At 72.9% G+C, this 22,640-nt stretch carries 24 protein-coding genes and 1 tRNA gene; 9 read left to right on the top strand and 16 right to left on the bottom strand.

Going from position 1 to position 22,640, the window contains the following annotated elements:
- Positions 1 to 79: 79 nt before the first annotated feature.
- From ACQPYD_RS00695 to ACQPYD_RS00670, 6 genes are all read right to left on the bottom strand, one after another.
- On the bottom strand, positions 80 to 517 hold the full coding sequence (locus tag ACQPYD_RS00695; RefSeq protein ID WP_433699318.1) for a hypothetical protein: 438 nt from the start codon (positions 515 to 517) through the stop codon (positions 80 to 82).
- A gap of 173 nt (positions 518 to 690) precedes the next feature.
- On the bottom strand, positions 691 to 1,152 hold the full coding sequence (locus tag ACQPYD_RS00690; RefSeq protein ID WP_433699317.1) for a hypothetical protein: 462 nt from the start codon (positions 1,150 to 1,152) through the stop codon (positions 691 to 693).
- On the bottom strand, positions 1,149 to 1,511 hold the full coding sequence (locus ACQPYD_RS00685) for an Rv3654c family TadE-like protein (protein WP_433699316.1): 363 nt from the start codon (positions 1,509 to 1,511) through the stop codon (positions 1,149 to 1,151). The genes ACQPYD_RS00690 and ACQPYD_RS00685 overlap by 4 nt, the downstream gene beginning before the upstream one ends.
- Before the next feature lie 4 nt (positions 1,512 to 1,515).
- Positions 1,516 to 1,869 carry a TadE family type IV pilus minor pilin gene (locus ACQPYD_RS00680; RefSeq protein WP_267947466.1) on the bottom strand — a complete coding sequence of 118 codons (354 nt, stop codon included), beginning with the start codon at positions 1,867 to 1,869 and terminating at the stop codon, positions 1,516 to 1,518.
- Positions 1,847 to 2,044 carry a DUF4244 domain-containing protein gene (locus ACQPYD_RS00675; RefSeq protein WP_330157978.1) on the bottom strand — a complete coding sequence of 66 codons (198 nt, stop codon included), beginning with the start codon at positions 2,042 to 2,044 and terminating at the stop codon, positions 1,847 to 1,849. Before ACQPYD_RS00675 ends, ACQPYD_RS00680 begins: the two co-directional genes overlap by 23 nt.
- A gap of 355 nt (positions 2,045 to 2,399) precedes the next feature.
- Entirely contained in the window at positions 2,400 to 4,724 is a 2,325-nt protein-coding gene (locus ACQPYD_RS00670) for a DEAD/DEAH box helicase (RefSeq protein WP_433699315.1), read from the bottom strand.
- A gap of 234 nt (positions 4,725 to 4,958) precedes the next feature.
- Between ACQPYD_RS00670 and ACQPYD_RS00665 the strand changes: the two genes are divergently transcribed.
- Positions 4,959 to 5,306 (top strand): STAS domain-containing protein, encoded by a 348-nt coding sequence (locus ACQPYD_RS00665; protein WP_159944311.1) that lies wholly within the window; start codon positions 4,959 to 4,961, stop codon positions 5,304 to 5,306.
- Positions 5,307 to 5,319: 13 nt separating this feature from the next.
- Entirely contained in the window at positions 5,320 to 5,868 is a 549-nt protein-coding gene (locus ACQPYD_RS00660) for an ATP-binding protein (RefSeq protein ID WP_433699314.1), read from the top strand.
- A gap of 311 nt (positions 5,869 to 6,179) precedes the next feature.
- On the opposite strand, the gene ACQPYD_RS00655 is transcribed toward ACQPYD_RS00660, so the two are convergent.
- The 3 genes from ACQPYD_RS00655 to nth all read right to left on the bottom strand — a co-directional run bounded on the left by ACQPYD_RS00655 (position 6,180) and on the right by nth (position 9,254).
- Positions 6,180 to 7,358: a MarP family serine protease gene (locus ACQPYD_RS00655; RefSeq protein ID WP_433699313.1), complete on the bottom strand. Its 1,179-nt coding sequence runs from the start codon at positions 7,356 to 7,358 to the stop codon at positions 6,180 to 6,182.
- 21 nt (positions 7,359 to 7,379) lie between these two features.
- Complete coding sequence (locus ACQPYD_RS00650; RefSeq protein WP_433699312.1) at positions 7,380 to 8,033, bottom strand: NUDIX hydrolase; 654 nt, start codon at positions 8,031 to 8,033, stop codon at positions 7,380 to 7,382.
- 468 nt (positions 8,034 to 8,501) lie between these two features.
- Complete coding sequence (gene nth, locus ACQPYD_RS00645; RefSeq protein ID WP_433699311.1) at positions 8,502 to 9,254, bottom strand: endonuclease III; 753 nt, start codon at positions 9,252 to 9,254, stop codon at positions 8,502 to 8,504.
- Between the two features lie 290 nt (positions 9,255 to 9,544).
- Between nth and ACQPYD_RS00640 the strand changes: the two genes are divergently transcribed.
- Entirely contained in the window at positions 9,545 to 10,231 is a 687-nt protein-coding gene (locus ACQPYD_RS00640) for a Crp/Fnr family transcriptional regulator (RefSeq protein WP_267947460.1), read from the top strand.
- Positions 10,232 to 10,491: 260 nt separating this feature from the next.
- Here ACQPYD_RS00640 and ACQPYD_RS00635 read toward each other — a convergent pair whose 3' ends face one another.
- The 4 genes from ACQPYD_RS00635 to ACQPYD_RS00620 all read right to left on the bottom strand — a co-directional run bounded on the left by ACQPYD_RS00635 (position 10,492) and on the right by ACQPYD_RS00620 (position 12,964).
- Positions 10,492 to 11,298, bottom strand: a complete 807-nt coding sequence (locus ACQPYD_RS00635) for an MBL fold metallo-hydrolase (RefSeq protein WP_433699310.1) — start codon at positions 11,296 to 11,298, stop codon at positions 10,492 to 10,494.
- A gap of 107 nt (positions 11,299 to 11,405) precedes the next feature.
- Positions 11,406 to 12,251 carry an NUDIX hydrolase gene (locus ACQPYD_RS00630; protein WP_433699309.1) on the bottom strand — a complete coding sequence of 282 codons (846 nt, stop codon included), beginning with the start codon at positions 12,249 to 12,251 and terminating at the stop codon, positions 11,406 to 11,408.
- Between the two features lie 78 nt (positions 12,252 to 12,329).
- The gene (locus ACQPYD_RS00625) at positions 12,330 to 12,791 is read right to left on the bottom strand and encodes a RidA family protein (protein ID WP_267947457.1); all 462 of its coding nucleotides are present in this window, start codon (positions 12,789 to 12,791) and stop codon (positions 12,330 to 12,332) included.
- Positions 12,791 to 12,964 (bottom strand): DUF4177 domain-containing protein, encoded by a 174-nt coding sequence (locus ACQPYD_RS00620; protein ID WP_267947456.1) that lies wholly within the window; start codon positions 12,962 to 12,964, stop codon positions 12,791 to 12,793. The genes ACQPYD_RS00625 and ACQPYD_RS00620 overlap by 1 nt, the downstream gene beginning before the upstream one ends.
- Before the next feature lie 147 nt (positions 12,965 to 13,111).
- On the opposite strand from ACQPYD_RS00620, the gene ACQPYD_RS00615 reads away from it, so the two are divergent.
- Together ACQPYD_RS00615 and ACQPYD_RS00610 are read left to right on the top strand one after the other, a co-directional pair.
- Positions 13,112 to 14,158, top strand: coding sequence for an ArsA-related P-loop ATPase (locus tag ACQPYD_RS00615; RefSeq protein ID WP_433699308.1), 1,047 nt, complete (start codon positions 13,112 to 13,114; stop codon positions 14,156 to 14,158).
- Positions 14,155 to 15,339: an ArsA family ATPase gene (locus tag ACQPYD_RS00610; protein WP_433699307.1), complete on the top strand. Its 1,185-nt coding sequence runs from the start codon at positions 14,155 to 14,157 to the stop codon at positions 15,337 to 15,339. The genes ACQPYD_RS00615 and ACQPYD_RS00610 overlap by 4 nt, the downstream gene beginning before the upstream one ends.
- 9 nt (positions 15,340 to 15,348) lie before the next feature.
- Here the strand turns inward: ACQPYD_RS00610 and ACQPYD_RS00605 are convergent, their stop codons facing one another.
- Entirely contained in the window at positions 15,349 to 15,678 is a 330-nt protein-coding gene (locus ACQPYD_RS00605) for a WhiB family transcriptional regulator (protein WP_433699306.1), read from the bottom strand.
- A 452-nt stretch (positions 15,679 to 16,130) separates the two neighbouring features.
- Between ACQPYD_RS00605 and ACQPYD_RS00600 the strand changes: the two genes are divergently transcribed.
- Positions 16,131 to 18,509, top strand: a complete 2,379-nt coding sequence (locus ACQPYD_RS00600; RefSeq protein WP_433701909.1) for a penicillin-binding protein — start codon at positions 16,131 to 16,133, stop codon at positions 18,507 to 18,509.
- Positions 18,510 to 18,635: 126 nt separating this feature from the next.
- Here the strand turns inward: ACQPYD_RS00600 and ACQPYD_RS00595 are convergent, their stop codons facing one another.
- Positions 18,636 to 19,091 carry a GatB/YqeY domain-containing protein gene (locus ACQPYD_RS00595; protein WP_433699305.1) on the bottom strand — a complete coding sequence of 152 codons (456 nt, stop codon included), beginning with the start codon at positions 19,089 to 19,091 and terminating at the stop codon, positions 18,636 to 18,638.
- 99 nt (positions 19,092 to 19,190) lie between these two features.
- Here ACQPYD_RS00595 and ACQPYD_RS00590 point away from each other — a divergent pair, with 99 nt between their 5' ends.
- The gene (locus ACQPYD_RS00590; RefSeq protein ID WP_433699304.1) at positions 19,191 to 20,111 is read left to right on the top strand and encodes a metallophosphoesterase; all 921 of its coding nucleotides are present in this window, start codon (positions 19,191 to 19,193) and stop codon (positions 20,109 to 20,111) included.
- Positions 20,112 to 20,193: 82 nt separating this feature from the next.
- A tRNA-Pro gene (locus tag ACQPYD_RS00585) sits at positions 20,194 to 20,270 on the top strand.
- A 211-nt stretch (positions 20,271 to 20,481) separates the two neighbouring features.
- Here the strand turns inward: ACQPYD_RS00585 and ACQPYD_RS00580 are convergent.
- Positions 20,482 to 21,003 carry a lytic polysaccharide monooxygenase auxiliary activity family 9 protein gene (locus tag ACQPYD_RS00580; RefSeq protein ID WP_267947450.1) on the bottom strand — a complete coding sequence of 174 codons (522 nt, stop codon included), beginning with the start codon at positions 21,001 to 21,003 and terminating at the stop codon, positions 20,482 to 20,484.
- 566 nt (positions 21,004 to 21,569) lie between these two features.
- On the opposite strand from ACQPYD_RS00580, the gene ACQPYD_RS00575 reads away from it, so the two are divergent.
- Positions 21,570 to 22,625: a DUF4037 domain-containing protein gene (locus tag ACQPYD_RS00575; RefSeq protein WP_433699303.1), complete on the top strand. Its 1,056-nt coding sequence runs from the start codon at positions 21,570 to 21,572 to the stop codon at positions 22,623 to 22,625.
- Positions 22,626 to 22,640: the final 15 nt, after the last annotated feature.

The raw sequence follows: 22,640 nt of genomic DNA, 5'->3' as shown, positions 1-22,640 counted from the left end.
GGACCCCGCTCGGGTCACCCGTCTCGGCCCCTGGCGTCCGGCGCCCCGCCGGGCCCCGTGACGGTCCGCGGGACCCGCCTCAGGCCTCGTCCTCGCAGAGGCCGTCGATGATGTCGTCCAGGACGGACGCGCGGTCGGCGGTGGACATCAGCCGGAGTTCGCGGAGCGCGGGCACGGTGTCCACACTGCTCCCCCGTGCTCCCGCGACCGTGCACACCCTCATGCAGTGCTGGGTGGACTCCCGCCAGAAGTCCCGCTCGTCGACCGGCGCGAGGCGGTACACCGTGGCCGGGTACCGGGGGGATCGGCCGGGCACGCGCCACTGCTGCACACGCGCGAGCACGAAACCGGTGAGCAGCGAGTCGAAGACGCCATCCGAGGCGAGGTCGGCCAGCGCCTCCCGGTCGCCCTCCCCGCGGCACTCCTCGCACCCGGCAAGCTCGGCCCGCAGGAGCCAGCGGGCGCGCGCGTGGCCCACCTCGGAGTTCTTGAGCCTGCTCGGGTGTCGGTGTCCCATACACCGGAGGGTACGGCGGTTCCGCACCCGCTGTGCGGGGTGTGCGCAGGTCGTCCGGGCGGGGACGGCGGTGCGGGGCACACGCCCGGGCGGGGCCCGACCCCAGAACCCGTCCGCGGGGTCCCGCCCGGGGCCGACCCGGACAGGGCCGACCCGGACAGGGCCCCGCGGTGTCAGTACTCCTCCCGGTCGAAGCGCCGCTGGCCGAGGTACGGGGTGGGGAAGCGGGGCCAGCCGATGGACAGCCGCATCGCCAGCACCGCGATGCCCAGCAGAACCAGGACCACGGTGGAGGTGTGTCCCACGGCACGCGCGAAGGTCGTGGCGGGGGGTGCGGCCTCCGCCGTGTAGTGGACCACGGGTTCGTGCACGGGCGGCGGAACGGCCGCCGCCCGGCGGGCGGAACCGACCGAGGCCTCCGCCGGACGGGCCCCGGCGGCGGGCGAGGGCGCGGGGCCCGCCGATGGGGAGGCACAGGGGTCGGGGTCCTCGGCGCCGCCGTCGCGCACGGCGGGTTCGGCGGGTTCGGTGGGATCGGTGGGGGCCGCACAGGGCGGAGGGACGTGGTCGTCGGACTGGGGAGGAGCACCCAGCAGCAGGGCGCACAGCAGTACGGAGACGGGGGCGGGGCTCATTCCACTTCCTCGTTGGAGACGGCTTCGTGGACCGGCCCGGCGCGGGCGCGCGCCAGGACGTCGCGGTCCGCCAGCGACGACGGGACCGAGACCACCACCTCTGCGGTGGAGCCGGTGATGACGCAGGATTCGAGGGAGGCCTCGTTGGCCTCTGCGGTGTCCCGGGCCTCCGCGCAGGCTCGTTCCGTGCCGTGGACGAGTCGGGCGGCGGCCGCGAGTGCGGCGAGATCGGCGGCGGTGGTGGCGCGGTCCCGGTCGAGTCGTGCCGCCGCCGTCACGAGGACGGCGAGGGTGACGAACCAGAGCAGGGCCCCCAGGCTCGCCCACCAGACGGTGGCTGAGCCGGAGTCGGAGTGCACGTGGTCAGCTCCCCGGTTCGAGGAGGACGGCGGCGCTGCCGTCCACCCCCAGGGGAGGCGCCAGCGGGCCGAGCCGCAGCTCGACCCGTACGGTGACGCGGGCGGTGTGCCCGTCATCGGCCAGGCCGACGTCCGCGCCCCGGGGCGCGGCGGTCAGCGCCAGGCTCCGGGCCCGGTCGTCGGGTTCGCCCCGGGCGAGGGCCCGCGCCCCCACACGCGCGGCGTCCGCGCAGGCGAGCTGGGCCGAGGCGGCCTGGACGGCCCCGAAGGACACGGCCAGGACGAGCAGCAGGGAGGGCAGCGTGAGCGCCGCCTCCACGGTGACCGATCCGCGGTCAGAACCCCGAGCTGAGCGCATCGACCACGAGCGCGGTGAGGGCCTCCCTGACCTCACCGCTGGTGATGATGACGTAGAGGACGCCGGCGAACGCGGCGCCGATGACCGCGCACAGCGCGTACTCGGCGGTGGCCATCCCGTCGTCGCCTCCGGGCTGCGCGGTGCGAGCGGGTGGCGGGCCGGTGAGAGCGAACATGGAACCTCCCTGGTGAGGGGCGGACGGGGTGTCGGCGCCCGATTCCAGGTTCCGGTGGCGGAGGGCGGTCCCGAAAGCCCCTTTCCCAGCCTGTGGAAAACCCCGGGCGCCCCGCGCCGGCCGCGGGCGCCCCGCTTCCCGCCGCCCGTGGCCCCGCACCGGTGAGCGGCGCACGGCCCCCGCCCGTGGTGCGCCCCTCACCCCCGGTACGCGGGCTCCGCGGGCTGCCGGCACGGTGCTCCCCGGTCCCGCCTCGGGCGGGCCGGTCCTGCGATCCGGTTCCCGGACGGCGCCGCGGAGGGGGCCGGACGTCCACAGCCCTTGGGCGGCCCGCACCTCTTCCGGAAGGCGGCTCTCAGGCGCCCTCCGCGCCCGTGCCGCCACCGGCGCCGCCGTCCCCTCCGAGGACCTCGTCGAGCAGCCTCAGCGCACCGGACTTGCTCAGGGGCTCGTTGCCGTTGCCGCACTTGGGCGACTGGATGCACGAGGGGCACCCGTGGTCGCACTCGCAGTCGGCGATAGCGGCCCGGGTCGCGGTGAGCCACTCGCGCGCCGCGGAGAAGCCCCGCTCGGCGAAGCCCGCACCGCCCTCGTACCCGTCGTAGACGAACACCGTCAGCCTGCCCGTGTCGCCGTGGACGGCGGTGGAGACCCCGCCGATGTCCGAGCGGTCGCAGGTCGCCAGCAGCGGGAGCATGCCGATCGCGGCGTGCTCGGCCGCGTGGGCGGCGCCCAGCAGGCCCACGTCCTCCTTGCGCAGCCGGGCCTCCCCCTCCGCGGGCAGGGTCCACCACACCGCGCGGGTGTGGAGCGTGCGCTCCGGGAGTTCGAGCGGCTGCTCGCCGAGGACGGAGCCGGTGCGCACGTCCCGCTTGAGGAAGCCCACCACTTGACGGACCACCTCCACCTCGCCGAAGTACGCGGTCGCGCCGCTCGGCCACTCCTCCTGGCGCAGCACCGAGCGCACGGTGATGTCCGTGGTGTCGCGCGCCCAGGTGCTGTACGGCGGCTCGGCGCCGTGGACCAGTGCGACCCCCTCGTCCAGGTCGAGGTCGTCCACCAGGTACGTGGAGCCCTGGTGGAGGTACACCGCGCCCGGGTGCACGGTGCCGTGGGACGCGGCCTCGTCGATCTCGCCGAGGAGCTGCCCGCTTCCGGTGTCCACGATCTGCACGGGGGGACCGCCCGACCCGCGGATATCGGCCAGGTCGCTGGCCCGTTCATTACTGGTCCAGAACCAGCCCCTCGGGCGCCTCCGCAAGAGTTTCCGCCCCACGAGATCGGCCAGGCGCTCCTCGGTGGTTTCTCCGAAGAGGGCGAAGTCGTCCTTCGTGATCGGTAGTTCCTGGGCGGCCGCACACAGGTGCGGACCCAGAATGTGGGGGTTTTCCGGGTCAAGGACGGTGGCCTCCACGGAGCGACCGAAAATCGCCTCCGGGTGGTGCGCGAGGTACGTGTCCAACGGGTCGTCCCGGGCGATGAACACCGCCAGGGCGTCGTCGCCGCGCCGCCCCGCCCGTCCCGCCTGCTGCCACAGGGACGCCAGGGTTCCCGGCCATCCGGCGATGAGGACGGCGTCGAGCCCGCTGATGTCCACGCCCAGTTCCAGGGCGTTGGTGCTCGCCAGCCCCAGGAGCTCCCCCGTCCTCAGGGCCTCCTCCAGCTCCCTCCGCTCCGAGGGCAGGTAGCCGCCCCGGTAGGCGGCCACCCGGGCGGCCAGGTCGTGGTCGCCCCGCTCCGACAGGAGACGCTGAGCGGTCAGAGCGACCACCTCCGCGCCCTGCCGCGAACGCACGAACACGAGGGTGCGCACCCGGTCCCGCACCAGGTCGGCGAGCATCTCGGCGGCCTGGGACGGCGCCGTCCGCCTGATGGGCGCCCCCTGCTCCCCGGTCAGGTCGGTGAGCTCAGGCTCCACGAGGGCGACGGACAGCCCCGGACGCGGGGACCCGTCCTCGCTGACCGCGGTGACGGGCACGCCGGTCAGCCGGGTCGCGCTCTGCGCGGGGCTGCCGGAAGTCGCCGAGGCCAGCACGAACACCGGTTCCGACCGGTAGCGGGCGCAGATCCTGCGCAGCCGCCGCAGGATCTGGGCGACGTGCGAGCCGAAGACACCGCGGTACCGGTGCGCCTCGTCGACCACCACGTAGCGGAGCCTGCGCAGGAAGCGCGACCACGCCCCGTGGCGGGGGAGGATCCCGTGGTGCAGCATGTCCGGGTTGGTGAGCACGTAGTTGCCGTGCTCGCGTACCCAGGAACGCTCCTCGACGCTCGTGTCGCCGTCGTATACGGCCGCACGCATGCCCGCGAGACCCAGGTCCGATATCCACCGCAACTGGTCCTGGGCGAGCGCCTTGGTCGGGGAGAGGTAGAGCACGGTCCCGCCCGCGTCGACGGCGTCCACAGCGGGTATGAGGAAGCCGAGTGACTTCCCCGAGGCGGTACCCGTGGCTATGATCACATCACGGCCCGAGCGTGCGAGGTCGGCGGCTTCAACCTGGTGGGACCACGGTCGTGTGATCCCCAGCTCGGAGAGCCGCCCGACCAGGTGGGGCGCGGCCCATTCCGGCCACTCCCCGCCCACTCCCTCGTTGCGGGCCACATGCTCGATGTGGGTCACTTGCGGGTACCGGGTATCGTCACGCCACACACCGGGGAGCACGGGCTCCGATCGCCTCATCCGAGACCCCTCCTCACAGGCGCGTGTTCGGTAGTCGTGACGCCCTCAGACGAAGGGTGTCGCACTGGGACATCGGTTTCAGTGTGACATCCGGGGGAAGAGTGGCGCGGTGTCACGGTTTTTCTGTGCATCACAGGAAGACGCACTCGACACCCGTGGTTGAATGCGTGCTGGTGGGGTAACGCCCGGCAGAGATCATTCGCGATTTTTTCGCGGTTCGGCGCTGGAGGACTAGTGGACTTGAAGCTTGATCATTACACCGAGGGCGACACCGAGATCGTCGTCGTTGAGGGTGAGATCGATGTCTATACCGCGCCCCGGCTCCGCGAGCTGCTGATCGACCTGGTCAACAAGGGCAACTTCCACCTCGTGGTCAACATGGAGAAGGTGGAGTTCCTGGACTCGACAGGCCTCGGTGTGCTTGTGGGCGGGCTCAAGCGCGTCCGGGCCCACGACGGGACCCTCGACCTGGTCTGCACCCAGGAGCGCATCCTGAAGATCTTCCGGATCACCGGTCTGACCAAGGTCTTCGGTATCCACGGCTCTGTTCAGGAAGCCATCGACAAGCGTTCCGCGAAGTAGCCCAGAGCGAGCGATGGCAACCATCACGCTCACGATCAGCGCGCTTCCCGCCCACGTGCGCACGGCGCGGCTCATGGCCGCGACCGTGGCACGGCGGGCGGGTATCGCCGCCTCAGCGATCGACGAGATCAGGCTGGCGGTCGGTGAGGCGTGTTCCCGGGCGGTGGCCGCACACAAGCTGCACTGCCCCACACAGCCGATCCTGCTCCAGCTGATCGACGGCAACGGGCCCGATCCGGGGTCGGACTCCCGCACCGACGCCACGAGCCACGCCTTGCGCGCCAACGGGAGCGCGACCCAACGTTTCGAGGTCGTCGTCTCCGACCGTGCCCCCGCGAAGGACACGGTGGAGACCGTCAACCCGTCCATGCTGGACGGGCTCTTCCTCGACGGTGAGGACACCCCTCCCGGCGGAATCTCCGGGTTCTCCCCCGGCCTCGGCCTGGCGGTCATCACCGGTCTCGCCGACGAGGTGAAGATCGACCCCAGCGACAGGGGCACCGTCGTGCGCATGAGCTGGCCGTTGACGAACGAGCACACGCCGGACCCCAGCTCCAACTAGGGCCGGTCCACAGACGTCCGAACGGGCGCCCTCCCCGCGGGGAGGGCGCCCGTTCGCGTCCGGGGGCGTGGGCGCCGGAGCGCGTGGCGGGCCGGAGCGCAAGGCAGGCTGGGGCCTGCGGAGGGCCGGGGCGCGTGGCGCCTCCGCCGCGCGGAGCGGGCGCCCCCCGGGGCGGGCGGCCGCGCGGGCGTCCCGCGGATCCGCGAACCCCGGGCAGCACCGTGCCGGCCGCCGCGGCGGTCCCCCTGTACATCCAGTGAACCGTGGGGGGCGGGTCCTGTGAAGGCCCGGCGTCGGCCTGTGGACGGGGGTCAGTCGCAGGTCTGGGAGGAGACCTCTTCCGCGGACTCCAGACCCGAAGCCGCGTTCTCCGCCACCTCGTCGGCGGTGAGCACGTAGCCCGTCTCCGGCTCGTTCGTGGCCGCGGCGAACACGACCCCGTAGACGGTGCCGTCCGGGGCGAGGAGCGGCCCTCCGGAGTTGCCGGGGCGCACCACGGCGCGCACCTGGTAGATCTCCCGGCTCACCTGCTGCGAGTGGTAGAAGTCCGGTCCCTGCGCCGTCTGGCGGGCCCGTACGCGCGCGGGGACGGCCGTGAAGCCGCTGTTGCGGGGGAACCCGGCCACCACCGCGTCCCCGCCCTGCGGGGCCTCGTGCGTGAACTCCAGCGGCTCCAGGTCCAGCCCCGGGACGTGGAGGACCGCCAGGTCCTGCTGCGCGTCGAACAGCACCAGGGTGGCGTCGAGCTGGTAGCCGTCCCGGGTGACGATCCGCAGGTCGTCGGTCACCCCGGCGACGACGTGCGCGTTGGTCATGATCCGGTCGTCGGCGTAGGCGAAGCCGGTCCCCTCCACACGGCGCTGGCAGGACGGGGCGGTCCCCAGGACCTTGACCACGCTGCGGCTCGACTCGATCAGCTCCGGGGTGGTGAGGACGTCCGGGTCCGGCGGCTCGACCTCGGCCAGCTCACCGGTCCCGAGGCCGCTGAAGACCTGCGGGAACGCGCTCTGGTCCACGACCCTGCGGAACGTGGAGAAGCCGTTGTGGGCCGACTCCGGCATGAGCGCGTCCACCGACTGGAGGATGCGCGAGTCCTTGACCTGGCCGGCCACGAACGGCAGCGCCGAGTTCGCGACCGTGCTGCCGATGAACCAGGCGACGAGCAGTACCGAGAGCCCGCTGACCAGGGCTCCGCCCACGGCGTCCACGACCCGGGCGGAGTCCCACGTGACCCTGTTTCGGACGAGGGTGCCCAGGTAGGAGCACAGGAACTGGCCGAGCGCGGCGGCCAGGAAGACCACGGCGATGGCCAGGAGCGCCTGTCGGCCGGGGTCCTCCACCCACGCCTGGATCAGGTCCGGGGCGGCCAGGGCGGCGAGGACGCCCCCGCCGATGAAGCCCGCGAAACTGAAGACACCGACGATGAAACCCTGGCGGTACCCGGTCACCGCGAACAGCAGCAACAGGACGATCAGGACCACGTCGAGCACAATGCCCTCCAAGAATGAGCGCTACCCGACCGGCCGCAGGCCCTGCGGGGTGGCTTCGAACACGTCGGTGAGACCCTCGTGGCGCCAGGGAAGTTCCCAGCCGCCCATGGTGAGCAGGCTGTCGATGATCGCACCGGTGAAACCCCACACGAGCATGCCGTCGACCCGGAAGCCCGGCCCCCACCGGGTCCCGCCCCCGTAGCGCACCATGACCCGGTTGGCCGGGTCGGCGAGGTCGGCGACCGGGACCCGGGAGACCGCGGCGACCTCGCCGAGGTCGGTGGGGCGCACCTCGGAGGGCTCGCGCCACCAGCCCAGGACGGGGGCCACCCGGAAGTCGCTGAAGCTCAGGTACAGCTCGGGGAGGCGTCCCACGACGTCGACGCCCGCGGGGACCACCCCGGTCTCCTCCTCCGCCTCCCGGAGGGCCGCGGCCTCGACGGAGGCGTCCGTGGGCTCGATCCGTCCGCCGGGGAAGGCCGGCTGCCCGGCGTGGCGGCGCAGCCCGGCGCTGCGCTGGATGAGGAGCAGGTCCGGACCCTTGTGTCCGACGCCGAAGAGGATGAGGACGGCCGACTCGCGGCCGCCGTTGGCGGGGGGCCGCATGGGGCCCGGCACGGTCATCGTCTCTGCGGCGTCCGCGAGCGCGGCGAGCCAGAGCGGGATCGGGTTCATACGTGAAGCCTGTTCCGGGGGTTGTCGCGCCGTCGGTGGACCGGTGCGGCCGCTGGCGCGGGCCGCACCGGGATGTTCCCGGGATTTCCTGGGCGGGCCGGGAGCGCGGGCCCGGGGCCCGCACCGCTCCCTCGGGTCGTCATGCGGTGGAACCGTGTCCGGCGGTCCCGTGCGGGGACTCCCCTGCGGGAACCGCTCCCGGGGGCGCCTCGTCCCCCGCGGGGCCCCGGCCTCCGGGTCCGCCGGCCGGCACGGCGTCCCCGGAGGCGGTGGGGCCGCCGGGGTCGTCCCGGCAGGGGGCCGCCGCCGCGTCGCGGTGGTACCGCGGGGCGGCGCGGCGGAGGCGTCCGCGCGGACGCGGCGGCCGTGTCGGGACGCCGGTGTCAACGATCACACCATCAGAGTACAAAGCGCCGCCGGCGCCCCCGCCGTCCGCCGCCTCCGGGCCGGCCGCCTCAGGGGGCGGGGTCAGGCGAAGGAGCGCATCCGCAGCAGCCCGGCGGCCGTGTCCGGATCCGTCGGTCCCTCCCCGAACGAGGGGCACCAGCGGGCCAGGTCGCAGGCGCCGCAGGCGGGCCTGCGGGCGTGGCAGACCCGCCGCCCGTGCCAGACCACCCGGTGGGAGAGCATCGTCCAGTCCCTCGGGGGGAACAGGTCGCCCACCGCGTGCTCGACCTTCACCGGGTCGACCTCGTCCGTCCACTTGAAACGGCGGACCAACCGCCCGAAATGGGTGTCCACGGTGATCCCGGGCACATCGAAGGCATTACCGAGCAGTACATTTGCGGTTTTTCGTCCCACACCGGGTAGTTTGACCAGGTCGGAGAGGTTCCCCGGAACCTCTCCGCCATGCTGTTCGCACAGCGCCTGACCGAGCCCGATGAGACTGTTCGTCTTGGCGCGGAAGAAGCCGAGCGGACGGATGACCTCCTCCATCTCCTCCCGCCGGGCCGAGGCGTAGGCCTCGGCGTCGGGGTAGCGGGCGAAGAGCGCCGGAGTGACCTGGTTGACCCGTTTGTCCGTGCACTGCGCGGAGAGGATCGTGGCGACCAGCAGTTCCAGCGGGGTCGTGAAGTTCAGTTCGCAGTGGGCGTCCGGGTAGAGCTCGACGAGTTCCCGGTACATCCTGCGCGCGCGGCGGACCAGCGCGAGTCGGCTCTCGCCGGTGGGCGTGGGGTTCTCCGCGGGCGCGGACGGCGCGTCTGGCGTGTCACGGGGCATCGTCACAGGGTAGGCGTCCCGACGGGGCGGGCCTCCGTGTTCACCGAAAGTTCGGCATGCTTCCGGGGGTCGGCCGTCGTTTCGGCCGGTGACCGGGATTATGTAACCAATGTCCGGTGGCGCGGCGCGGACAGCCCTTGATACAGGCTGATTACGACTAAGATCGCATGGGCTGACGTCGGCTGTTGTGGGCACGTGGTCTCCCGGCGGCAAGCCGCGGTAACGACCTGGTTTCACACCCGGGTGCGATATACGTCACACTGTTGACGGTCAGGTTCTGAGGAGGACGTGTGGTGGACGAGATCAACGAGGTGCTGCGGAAGGCCCCTCTGTTCGAGGCTCTCGACGAGGAGGACACGGCGGCGCTCCGCTCATCGGTGAGCGAGGTACGCCTCGGACGCGGGCAGACCCTGTTCAGCGAGGGTGACGAGGGCGACCGCCTGTACGTGATCCTCAGCGGGAAGGTCAAGCTGACCCGCACGGCCGTGGACGGCCGCGAGAACCTGCTCGGGGTGCTCGGCCCCAGTGAGATGTTCGGTGAGCTGTCGCTGTTCGACCCGCGCCCGCGCACCGCGAGCGCCGTCGCCGTGACCGACTCGGTGCTCGCCGGGCTGGGCCACGACGACCTGCGCCCGTTCCTGTCGAGCCGTCCGCACGTCTCGCTCCAGCTGCTCAAGGCACTGGCGGCCAGGCTGCGCCGGACCAACGACGTGATGGCGGACCTCGTCTTCACCGACGTGCCGGGCCGTGTGGCCAAGGCGCTCCTGGAGCTCGCCGACAAGTTCGGCAAGGAGGGCGAGGACGGCCTGCACGTCCACCACGACCTCACCCAGGAGGAGCTCGCCCAGCTGGTCGGCGCCTCGCGCGAGACGGTCAACAAGGCGCTCGCCGAGTTCGCGCTGCGCGGCTGGCTGCGCATCGAGGCCAAGGCCGTCGTCCTGCTCGACGTCGAGCGGATGCGCCGCCGGGCCCGCTAGGCCGTGTTCCGCGGATCATTCCGGGCGATCGGCGCAAGCGCCGAGCCCACCGAAGGCATCCACGGACCACGCCCTAGAACCTCCGGCGCCCGGACGGGCGCCCGGCGGACACGCTGTGTGGCCGCTCTCCCCCCGGGGTGGGCGGCCACAGCGCTGTCCGGACCCACAGCGCTGTCCGGACCCCGCGGCGCGCCGTCCCTCGGCGGCTGTCCGGAAGGCCCCGTGCGCACGCCTGCCGGGCGGCGCCCCTCCGCCCGGGGCTACGGCTCGTTGCGGGCCGGGATCTCACCGCGCGAGGCCAGGTAGCGCAGCTGGGCGCGTACCGACGACTCCGCGGCGAACCGGATCTGCTCGTCGACGTCGGGGTAGACACGGTCCACGACGGCACCGACCCCGGTCGCGCCGGCGTTCACGGCCTCCCGGACCTGCTCCAGGCGCGACTCGCGGTGCGCGATGTAGGAGGACAGCGCCTCCGCGGGCGCGGTCAGGATCGGGCCGTGCCCGGGCAGGAGGGTGCGCACACCCTGATCCCGCACGAGGTCCCGCAGCCTGTACAGCGAGTCCATGTAGGGGCCGAGGCCGTCGTCGCCGTCGATCACGGTCGTGCCGTGCCCCAGGACCGTGTCCCCGGTCAGGACGGCGTTGTCCGCGCCCACCAGGAGGCACACCGAGTCGTCGGTGTGCCCGGGGGTGGCGACGACCGTCAGTACCAGGCCGTCGGCCTCCAGGGTGTCGCCGTCGGACAGGCCGTGGCCGCCGACCCGCACCTCCGGGTCGACCGCGTGCACGGGGGCCCCGGTCAGCTCGGCGAAGTAGCGGGCGCCCTCGGCGTGGTCGGGGTGCCGGTGGGTGACCACCGCCATCTGTACCTGCGCGCCCTGCTCCTGCACGGTCCGCGCCACCCTCTCGAGGTGGCGCTCGTCGTGGGGGCCGGGGTCCACGACCACGACCCCGCGGGCGCCGGGCTCGCGCAGGATCCAGGTGTTGGTCCCCTCCAACGTCATCGGGCCAGGGTTGGGGCACAGCACACAACTGGCGCGCAGCGTCCCGGAACCGTCGATCCTCATCGCACCTCGCTTCGATCGCCGAGACCGGACCGGTCCGGAGGACCGCGGGCGGCGAACCCCGGAACCCGTCCCGCGGCCACGCGGTCCGCACGGTGACGTGCGCACCCTCACGGGGCCGCACCGGGATTCGGCAGAGGGTACTCCGCCCCGTCGGGGGCGACGACGCGGATCCGACCGTTGACTTCCCGAACTTCCGGTTCAAAGGGGACGATATCCCGTCGCGCCTCCCGTACACCCTCCAGGGTCCGGCACTCGGCGAGCTCCGCGCACGTGACCACCGTGGGCGGCAGCATGGGCATGCGGCCCGCCTCCCACTCCGGGGCGACCAGGGACGGATCGGTCCAGGCCGTGAGGTCGGCCTCGCCGCCGACGTCGCGCGAGGCCTGGCCCGGAGGAAGCTCCGCGGCGAAGAACCAGGTGTCGTAGCGGCGCGGCTGGGCACGGGGCGTGATCCAGCGCGACCACGCCCGGAGCCACTCCGACCGGAGCACCAGCCCGCGCCGGGAGAGCACCCCCGTGAAGGAGCGGGAGCGGTCGATCAGCCCCAGCCGGTCCCGCTCCCACTCCTCGGACGCCGTGTCGAGGGTGACGGCCGGCTCCCCGGCGCGCTCCGGCGCGCTCGCCAGCAGCACGCCGGTCTCCTCGAAGGTCTCGCGGACGGCGGCGCACACCAGCGCACGCGCCATCCGCACGTCGGTGCCGAGCGTCCGCGCCCACTCCCGCGGGGACGGACCGGTCCAGGGAAGGTCCCCGTCGGCGTCCCTCTCGTCCACTCCTCCGCCCGGGAAGACGTAGGCGCCCGGTGCGAAGCCCATGGAGCGGACCCTGCGCATGAGCAGGACCTCCATCGGCCCCTCCCCGCGCCCGCCCCGGGCCGCGCCGCCCCGCGCGGGGCGCAGCAGCATCACCGTGGCGGCCGGCCTGGGCCGGGCTGCCCCTCCCTGCTCCGGCATCGGCATACCCTCCCGGGTCTCGGGGCCGGAGGCCGCGCCGACGACCGGCGCGGCCTGCCCGGCCTCACGGGGAACCGCTCAGCGGACCTCGACGATCATGTCGACCTCGACCGGGGAGTCGAGCGGCAGGGCAGCCACCCCGACCGCCGCGCGGGCGTGCACCCCGGCGTCGCCGAAGACCCGGGCGAGCAGGTCGCTGGCACCGTTGATCACACCGGGCTGGCCGGTGAAGTCGGGGGTGCTGGCCACGAAGCCGCCCACCTTGACGATCCTGACCACGTCGGACAGCTCGCCGACCTCGGCGCGCACCGCGGCGATCGCGTTGAGCGCGCAGAGCGCGGCCAGATCGCGGGCGGCCTCCGGGGTGACCTCCGCGCCGACCTTGCCCGTGGCGGGCAGCTCGCCCTCCACGAACGGCAGCTGGCCGGACACGTAGACGTGGGCGCCGCTGCGCACCGTCGGGGTGTAGGAGGCCACCGGAGCCGCCACCTCGGGCAGGGTCAGGCCCAGCTCCGCGATCCGCTCCTCGGGGGTGGCCATCAGAGCTGGCGCTTCATGTACGCGACGTACTGCTGGTTGCGCGGGTCGGTGCCCTCCGGGAGCGGGGCGGGCACGACGGAGACGAGCTCCCACCCGTCGGAACCCCAGTTGTCGAGGATCTGCTTGGTGGCGTGCGACAGCAGCGCCACCGTCTGGTACTCCCACTTGCTCATGCGTCCTACCCCTATCGGTCACCGGCGTCCCGCCACCGAGGCGGGGCGCCGCACGTCAACGCCGCCACACTACTCACCCGCGCTCCTCCCCGCCCACACAGACGCCTCTCCCCACCCGTCCCCGGAGGCCCACATAGACTCCCTGGGGTGAGTGATCGTGAGCACGGACCACAGCATCCGGGGGATGCGTGCGCGGGAGCGCGACTGCACATCGTCACCGGGAAGGGCGGGACCGGCAAGACCACGATCGCCGCGGCGCTGGCCCAGGCGCTGGCCGCGGACGGCGGCCGCGTGCTCCTGGTCGAGGTGGAGGGGCGCCAGGGCGTCGCGACCCTCCTCGGCAGCCCGCCGCTCCCCTACGAGGAGCGCGAGATGCTCTCCGTCCCCGGCGGCGGGAGCGTGTCCGTCCTGGCGGCCGACGCCGAGGCGGCGCTCCTGGAGTACCTGGAGATGTTCTACGGCATGCGCCGGGCCGGCCAGGCGCTGAACAGGCTCGGGGCCGTGGACTTCGCCACCACCATCGCCCCCGGGCTGCGCGACGTCCTGCTCACCGGCAAGGCGACCGAGGCGGTGCGGCGCCGCCGGGGCGCGCGCCGCAGGCCCTCCGCCGCCGATCCGGCCGCGCCCTTCCACTACGACGCCGTGGTGATGGACGCCCCGCCGACGGGGCGGATCTCCCAGTTCCTCAACGTGAACTCCGAGGTGGCGGGGCTGGCCCGGGTGGGACCGATCCGCAACCACGCCGACAAGGTCATGGAGGTCATCCGCTCCGACCGGACCCTGGTGCACTTCGTGACGCTCCTGGAGGAGATGCCCGCCCAGGAGACCCGGGACGGGATCGCGGAGATCTCCGAGCTGGGGCTCGCGGCGGGGATGGTGCTGGTGAACATGGCGCGCCCCCCGCTCCTCGACGACGCGTCCCTGGAGGCCGCCGCGAGCGGCGGCCCGGACCTCGACGCACTCGCCGCCGGGTTCGGGGAGGCGCGTGTGGAGAACCCGCGGGAGCTCGCCGCCTCCCTGGCCGGCGAGGTGCGCGGGCACGCCCTACGGGTCCGGCTGGAGCGCCGCGTGCGGTCGGACCTGGAGGAGCTGGGCCGCCCCCTCCTCGAGCTCCCCCTCCTCGCGGGGGGCGTGGACCGGGCCGCCCTGGACGAGCTCACACGACGGCTGGCCGAGCAGGGGGTGCGCCGGTGAAACCGGGACCGGAGGACGACGGCCGCGCGAACCGCGGGGGGACCGGCGCGAAGGCACTCGACACCGACGCGCTCCTGGACGACCCTGGGACGCGGATCATCGTGTGCTGCGGGGCCGGCGGGGTCGGCAAGACCACCACCGCCGCCGCACTGGGACTGCGCGCCGCGGAGCGCGGGCGCCACCCCGTCGTGATCACCGTGGACCCGGCGCGGCGCCTGGCCCAGTCCATGGGACTGGAGGCGCTGGACAACACCCCGCGCCCCGTCCCCCTGCCCGAGGGCGCCCGGGGAAGCATGCACGCGATGATGCTCGACATGAAGCGGACCTTCGACGAGGTCGTGGAGGAGCACGCGGACCCGGAGCGGGCCCGGCAGATCCTCGCCAACCCCTTCTACCAGACCCTCTCCACCAGCTTCTCCGGCACACAGGAGTACATGGCCATGGAGAAGCTGGGACAGCTGCGGCAGTCGGGGGACTGGGACCTGATCGTGGTGGACACCCCGCCCAGCAGGTCCGCGCTGGACTTCCTCGACGCGCCCGAGCGGCTGGGCCGGTTCCTGGACGGCAGGCTCATCAGGTTCCTGAGCGCCCCGGCGAGCACCGGCGCCTTCCGGCTGCTGGGGGCCGGGTTCAACCTGGTGACCTCGACGATCGGCAGGATCGTGGGGAAGCAGTTCCTCGACGACCTGCGGTCGTTCGTGTCCGCCTTCGACACGGTGTTCGGCGGGTTCCAGAAACGGGCGGAGCGCACCTACCGCCTGCTCCGGACACCGGGGACGGCGTTCGTGGTGGTCGCCGTCCCCGACACGGACGCGATGCGCGAGGCCTCCTACTTCGTGGACCGGCTGGCCGGCGACGCCATGCCGCTGGCCGGGGTCGTCGTCAACCGCACCCACCCCCTGCCGGAGGGCGCGGGCTCGTCGCTGGGCGCGGCGGACGCCGAGTCCGCCGCCGCCTCGCTGGAGGGCGGGGGCGTCCACCCTCTGGCGTCCGCAGCACTGCGGCTGCACGCGGAACGGGTCCGTGTGCGCGGGCGAGAGGTCGTGCTGCGCGACGCCCTGCTGTCCTCCCACCCGGACCTGCGCGTGGCCGAGGTGGCCGCCCTGCCGGAGGACGTGCACGATCTGGAGGGGCTGCGCCGGATCGGCGGCGCCCTCGCCGCCGCGGCCGGAGGACGCTAGCGCCGGGGTTCAGGCGGAGGGCCCACCGACGCCCGCGCCGAGGGTGTCCGCGTAGTGGGAGAGGTCTCCCCCGCCCTCACGGCGGGCCTCCTCCAGGAGCGGCCCCCAGTCGGGGACGCCGGGGTGCTTGCGCAGCAGGGCCCGCCGCTCGCGTTCGGTCATCCCGCCCCAGACACCGAACTCCACCCGGTTGTCGAGGGCGTCGGCCAGGCACTCGGTGCGCACCGGGCACTCCTGACAGATGAGCTTGGCCCGGTGCTGCGCCGCCCCCTGGACGAACAGAGCGTCCGGGTCGACCTCTCGGCAGCGTGCCATCGTCGTCCACTGGTTGGTCCACATGTGCCCTACTCCCCTGTGTGCGCACCCGAATCGTGCGTCAGCGGGGTTCCCGGGGTTCCAGACACTCGCGTGCTCTGGTTGGGTGGGAAGAACACGGTACGCTCCCGCTGCCGCGTGGGGTGCGGTGGTTCCACGCCCACCCCTGCCGTCTAGAAATTACGGATTCGGACGCCGCACCAACAGAACCCACTCGACCCACTTCCCATCCCACTGAAGATGGCCCGCTCGGGCCATTGCGTAAGGACGCGGTAGCGCTCCGCGTCGGATGGGCGGCATCCCCTGCTGCGTCGAACCGCGCAACGAGTGGTCAGCGATAACCGTGAAAAGATGGCATGGGGGCACCGCTCGCGCGACAGTGCGGGCATCTCAGCGCGCTCGCGCACAAACCGGTTCAGATCGCACCACTGTGCGCGTCCGTGGTCACTTAGTCTGATGGGGTGGGTCAGGGGACATTGCTTCAAAGAATCAGCCAACTGGTCGTCGTAGGCGTCATCGCGGGCCTCCTCGTCGCCGCGCTCGCCCTTCCTGCCGTCGGTGGTCTGGGCATCACCGCGCGCAACGTCGCCAGCGGCTTCCTGGACATGCCCAGCAACCTCGAGACTCCGCCGCCCCCTCAGCGGTCCACGATCTACGACAGCGAGGGCGGCGTCATCGCGGAGATCTTCGACCAGAACCGGGAGCTCGTCGAACTCGACGACGTCTCACCGCTCATGGTCGACGCCATCCTCGCCATCGAGGACGCCCGCTTCTACGAGCACGGCGGCCTCGACGTGTCCGGCACCCTGCGCGCGGCGGTGCGCACCATGGGCGGCAACACCGAGGGCGCGTCCTCCATCACACAGCAGTACGTCAAGAACGTGCAGATCGAGGCGGCCACCTCCCAGGAGGAGCTCGACCACGCGCGTGAGGAGTCCATCGCCCGCAAGATCCGGGAGCTGCGCTACGCCGTGGCCCTGGAGCAGAGGATGTCCAAGGACGAGATCCTCGAGGGCTACCTGAACATCGCCTACTTCAGCGACGGCGCGTACGGTGTCGAGTCCGCCGCCCAGCACTTCTTCCAGGTGCCCGCCAGCGACCTGGAGCTGCACCAGGCGGCGACCATCGCCGGCCTGGTCCGCTACCCCTACCTGTACAACCCCCGGTTCTTCCCCGACCAGACCATCGAGCGCCGCAACGTGGTCCTGGACCGCATGGTGGCGACCGGCGCCGTCACCGAGGCCGAGGCCGAGGAGGCCAAGGCCGAGGACATGGACCTGGACCTGGACACCCCGCCCAACGGGTGCGTGCCCAGCGACCAGCCCTTCTTCTGCGACTACGTCGTCCAGGAGATCGAGCAGGACGAGCGCTTCGGCCCCAACGAGACCGAGCGGGCGCGCTGGCTGCGCACCGCGGGCCTGGAGATCCACACCACCCTGGACCCGCAGACCCAGGAGGCCGGTCAGGCCGCCGTCGACAAGTGGGTCCCCCGCGAGAACGAGTCGCGCAAGGTGGCCGCCGAGGTGGTCATCGAGCCCGGCACCGGACACATCCTCGGCATGGTCCAGAGCCGCAACTACGGGCCGGACGAGAGCAAGCTCGGCGAGACGTCCATCAACTTCGCGACCGACGCGGACCGGGGCGGCAGCAGCGGCTTCCAGGCCGGGTCGACCTTCAAGGCGATCACCCTCGCCGCGGCACTGGACGAGGGGCTCCCCTTCAGCACCTCGTTCAACTCGCCCACCAGCGTGTCCGTCTCCGGCCAGCGCAGCTGCAACGGCGGCACCCTGGCCACGTGGACACCGAGCAACTCGGGCGACACCAGGTCCAACACCACGCACAACATGGTCTCCGGGACCAAGGCGTCGTCCAACACCTACTTCGCCCAGCTCCAGAGGCAGGTGGGGATCTGCGACGTGATGGAGATGGCCGAGACGCTCGGACTCCAGCGCGCCGACGGCACCAAGTTCACGGAGAACGAGAACTCGCTCGCCAACAGCAGCTTCACGCTGGGCAGCGAGGAGGTCTCCCCGCTCCGGGTGTCCAACGCCTACGCGACCTTCGCCTCCGGCGGGATGTACTGCGAGCCGCAGGCCATCTCCCAGATCGAGGACCGCCAGTCGGGCACCACGATCGACATCGAGCCGGAGTGCTCGCGGGCGATCGACGAGGACGTCGCCGACGGCGTGGCCTACCTGCTGTCGCAGACCTTCAACGGCGGCACGGCGAGCTCGCTCGGCATCGGCCGTCCCACGGCGGGCAAGACCGGTACCACCGACGGTTCGGCGGCGGCCTGGTTCGCCGGGTTCACCCCGCAGATGGCCGGCGCCGTCTTCGTCGGCGACCCGCGCGGCCCGCAGCAGCACCCGCTGCGCAACGTCACCATCGGCGACAGGCACTTCGGCGTGGTGTACGGCGCCACGATCCCCGGGCCGATCTGGCAGGAGACCATGCGAGGCGCCCACGAGGGCGTCGATGTGGAGCAGCTGCCCTCGGCGCCCGGCAGGTTCGGATCGACCTCCGGGCCCCGGGCTCCCGAGCCGGACGACGAGGCCAGCCCCGCCAGCGACGACGGCGGGGTGCCCAACGTGGTCGGCCAGCCGGAGAACGACGCGGTGGCCGCCCTCCAGGCCGCGGGCTACTCGGTCAACGTGTCCCAGACCCGGGTCCGGTCCGGCGAGCCCGAGGGCTCGGTGGCCGCGGTCAACCCCGACCCGGGCACGCGGCTCCCGGAGGGGGCCACGGTCAACGTGTTCCTGAGCAACGGCGGCGGTACCGCCAGCGGCACGGGCCCCGACGAGGACTGGCTCCCCGTGCAGCCCGCGCACCTGCCCCACGGCAGGGACGGGGACTGACCCGGGGCTGTGACGGAACGAGGGGGCGGCGGTGGAGACACCGCCGCCCCCTCGCGCGTCCACGGGGCGGGACCGGCCGCGGGGGCCCGCCCGCGTCGAGCGGGCCGCACCCCCGGCGGGGGCCGGTCAGCCTGCGAGCTGGCGCTTGACCTCGGCCGCCACGCGGGAGCCCTCGGCCCGGCCGGCGATCTTCGGGTTGACGATCTTCATCACCTGGCCCATCGCACGGGGGTTGTCCGCTCCGGTCTCGGCGACGGCGTCCGCCACCAGCGCGGCGAGCTCGTCGTCCGTCAGCTGGCGGGGCAGGTACTCGGAGATGACCGCGCTCTCGACGCGCTCGGCCTCGGCCTGGTCGGGCCGACCGCCGGTGTCGAACGCCTCGGCCGCCTCCCGGCGCTTCTTCGCCTCGCGGGTCAGCAGCTTGATGATCTCGTCGTCGCCGAGGGAGCGCTGCGAGGAACCCGCGGCCTCCTCGGTCGAGATGGCCGCCAGGACCATGCGGAGGGTGCCGGTGCGCACCTTGTCACGCGCCTTCATGGCGGTGGTCAGGTCGTTCTTGAGGCGGTCTTTGAGTTCGGACATGCACCGATCCTACGGCGGTATCCGGCGGCGCCACCAACGGTTTGCGCGCGGGGGCGCCCCGGGTCTGCGACGATCGGTCCTACAACGAAGGAGGGCCGGATGGGCGTCGACAACAGACAACTCCTGCGCCGCGTGGGGCGCGCGGCGGCGATCACTGGCGCGGTGGGGGTCGCCGGCTTGACCTATGCCTCGGTGATCGAGCGCAACTGGTTCCGGCTGCGCCGCTACGAACTGCCCCTGCTCCCCCCGGGGAGCCCGCGCCTGCGCATCCTGCACCTGTCCGACGCGCACCTGACGCCGGGCCGCAGGATGCTCATCGACTGGATCCGCGGGCTGGACGCCTACGAGCCGGACCTGGTCGTCAACACGGGCGACTCGCTGGCCCACCCGGACGCGGTGGGGCCGTTCATCGACGCCCTGGGGCCGCTGCTGGACCGGCCGGGGGCGTTCGTGTACGGGTCCAACGACCTGTTCTCCCCCCAGCTGAAGAACCCGGCCCGCTACCTCTGGCGGACCAGCAAGACCGACTACAACAAGCGCCGCGTGCCGGACCTGCCCTGGCGCGAGCTCGGCGCGGCCATGTCCGCGTCCGGCTGGCTGGACCTGAACAACCGCAAGGGCTCGCTGAAGGCGGGCGAACTCGACGTCGCCCTCGCCGGCGTGCACGACTCGCACATCAAGCTCGACCGCTACGAGAAGATCGCCGGGGCGGCCGACCCGACGGCGCACCTGCGCCTGGGCGTGCTCCACTCCCCCGAACCGTCCAACCTCGACCGGTTCGCCGCCGACGGCTACCAGCTGCTCCTCGCCGGGCACACCCACGGCGGCCAGCTGTGCCTGCCGTTCTACGGGACGCTCGTCACCAACTGCGGGATCGACCGGCGGCGGGCGTGGGGCCTCCACGAGTACGCGGACGCGTGGCTGCACGTGTCCGGCGGCCTGGGCACCTCCCCGTACGCCCCCGTGCGGTTCTGCTGCCGCCCGGAGGCCTCCCTGCTGGACATCGTGGCCCCCTCCTGACCCACGGCGGGCCCCTCCCCCGTCCCGACCGCAACCCGTTCGCGCGCACTCCGTACGTCCGCTAGACTTGGGCTCGTTGCTTCGGGGTGTAGCGCAGCTTGGCAGCGCGCTTCGTTCGGGACGAAGAGGTCGTGGGTTCAAATCCCGCCACCCCGACCAGCACGAAGGCCGGTCCTACGGGACCGGCCTTCGTCGTGTCGGGGGTCGAACAGGGGGCCACGGAACACACGGGATCGACGGCTTCCGTTCCCCCTCGGTGCCGGGCGGGTTCCACACGGACGTCCACGCCCCGGACCACCCGGCCCCGGGCACGGGGCGGGCCCCGGTCCGGCCGTGGGCCGGGCCCGGGGCCCCGGTGCAGCCGCTCGGGCTAGCTGCGGATGTTGACGTCGACGCAGGAGTAGAAGGCCATGGGGGTGTCGGCGACGTTCCACACGGCGAGGACCTTCTGGCGTCCGTTGTAGCCGGACAGGTCCACGTTGTGGCGGACGGTCGACGGCGGGCGGGCGCCGTTGTCGTTGAAGCTGGCGACGCGCTGGCCCCCGACGAAGTACTCCCACGTGGCGGTGGAGTGCATGGCGGTGAGGGTCCAGGTGAAGGTCAGGTTGGTACCGACCTCGGTGACGTTCCAGCCGAGGCTGTCGTCCCTGAGCTCGGCGAACCTGCTGTTGCCGCCCGCACAGTCGGTGAGGCCCTTGGGGCCCTCGACGCTCTGCGGCTCCCACTGGATGTCACCGCACTCGACGACGCCGGCGGCGCACTGCGCCTGGCGGCTGGCGGGGGCGGAGACGTAACCGTGCGCGCTGGCGGTGCCGGCGGGCATGAGGGTGAAGATCATCGCGGTGGCGGCGGCGACGGCCGAGGCTGAGCGGATTCTGTTGCGGGTCTTCATGGGGGCCCTTCTCTTCGGGTCACGATCCCCTGCCGGCCCTGCGGCCCGGTCGGGTCTCGTAGCGGGGGTGACCCGGACCGTCTCGGTCCAGGGGGGCGGAGGGCGTCCACGAGGGCTCGGATATTCCCTGCGAACGTCGGACAGGGCTGTCCTGGAGACTCCGGGCGTCCCCGGAATGTCCTCTCCAACCGTTGCGGAAGACGGTAAGCACCCCGTAACCGGACGTCAAGACTCCTGTTGCGAGGGGGTACCGCGTCCCACCCGTACCGCCGGGACCGCCCATTCGGCCCGGTCGCGGACTGGTCCTGCCGCCGTCTCCGCGACACAAGAGCCATGAACTGGAAAGACACTTAACAGAATGATGCCGCGGTCTGCCGCGTCACTGCTATACCAATGCCCCCAGGTGGGACGATCAGCACCAGACCTGTCCTTGAAGACATAATTTTCTTACCCCGCCCCACGAGCCCCTCTCGCCCCGCACCGGCACGGGGCCGCGTCGGCCTGCGGGCGGCGGTCCCGGTCGAACCCCGTGGCCTTCACGGCAGCGCCCGTCTAGGCTCACCGGCATGCCGCCAGACTTCCTTCCCGGCCTCGAGCTGTCCCGCGCCCTGTACACGGAGGCGGTCGCCCCGCTCCTGCGGGCCGAGCTCCCGGACCTCCCGTACGCCGCCGCGCTGGTGGGTCCCGGCTCGGAGGTCCTCGGACTGGACACCGAGCGCTCCACCGACCACGGCTGGGGGCCGCGCCTCCAGCTCTTCGTCTCCGACCCCGGCGCCGGGTCCCGGGTGCTGGAGCTGCTCGAGGACCGCCTCCCCGAGCGGGTGCGGGGCTGGCCCGTCCGGTTCGCCCCCGGCGACGGCCCTCCGCAGACATGGCGCCCGGACGCCGACCACCCCGGCGGGCGCCACCGGGTGGAGGTCGTCGACCCCGGCGCCTGGTTCGGCGCCCACCTGGGCTTCGACCCCCGGTCCGGGGTGTCCGTCGGCGACTGGCTCGCCACCCCCGCGCAGCGGTTGGCGGAGGCGGTGGGCGGCGCCGTCTTCCACGACTCGGCGGGCGACCTCACACGGGCCCGGCAGGCCCTGGCCTGGTACCCGGACGACGTGTGGAGGTACGTGCTGGCCTGCCAGTGGCAGCGGATCGCCCAGGAGGAGGCGTTCGTCGGCCGCTGCGCCGAGGTGGGCGACGGGCTCGGCGCGCGGGTGGTGGCCGCGCGCCTGGTCCGCGACCTCATGCGGCTGGCCCTGCTGCTCGCCCGGAACTACCCGCCGTACCCGAAGTGGCTGGGCAGCGCCTTCTCCCGGCTCCCCGCGACGGACGGGCTCGCCCCGCTCCTGGCCGGGGCGCTGGACGCGGACCCCGCAGCGCTCGCCGACGCCTGCGCCCTGGTCGGCGAGCGGCAGAACCGGACAGGTCTGGCCGAGCGCCTGGACACCCGCCCCCGCCCCTTCCACGACCGCCCCTGGCCCGTGCTCGACGCCGCCCGGTTCGCCGCCGCACTGTCGGCACGGGTGGCGGACCCGGAGCTCGCGGGGCGGCCGCCGGTGGGCGCGGTCGACCAGTTCGCGGACAACACCGACGCCCTGACCAGCCCCAAGGTGTTCCGCGCGCTCGGCCCCTGAACAGCGTGCGCCCGC

It is taken from the genome of Nocardiopsis sp. CA-288880, assembly GCF_050955985.1.
Lineage (GTDB): Bacteria > Actinomycetota > Actinomycetes > Streptosporangiales > Streptosporangiaceae > Nocardiopsis > Nocardiopsis tropica.
Note: the sequence above shows the minus strand (reverse complement) of the source record. Positions and strands in the feature narration are given on the sequence as shown.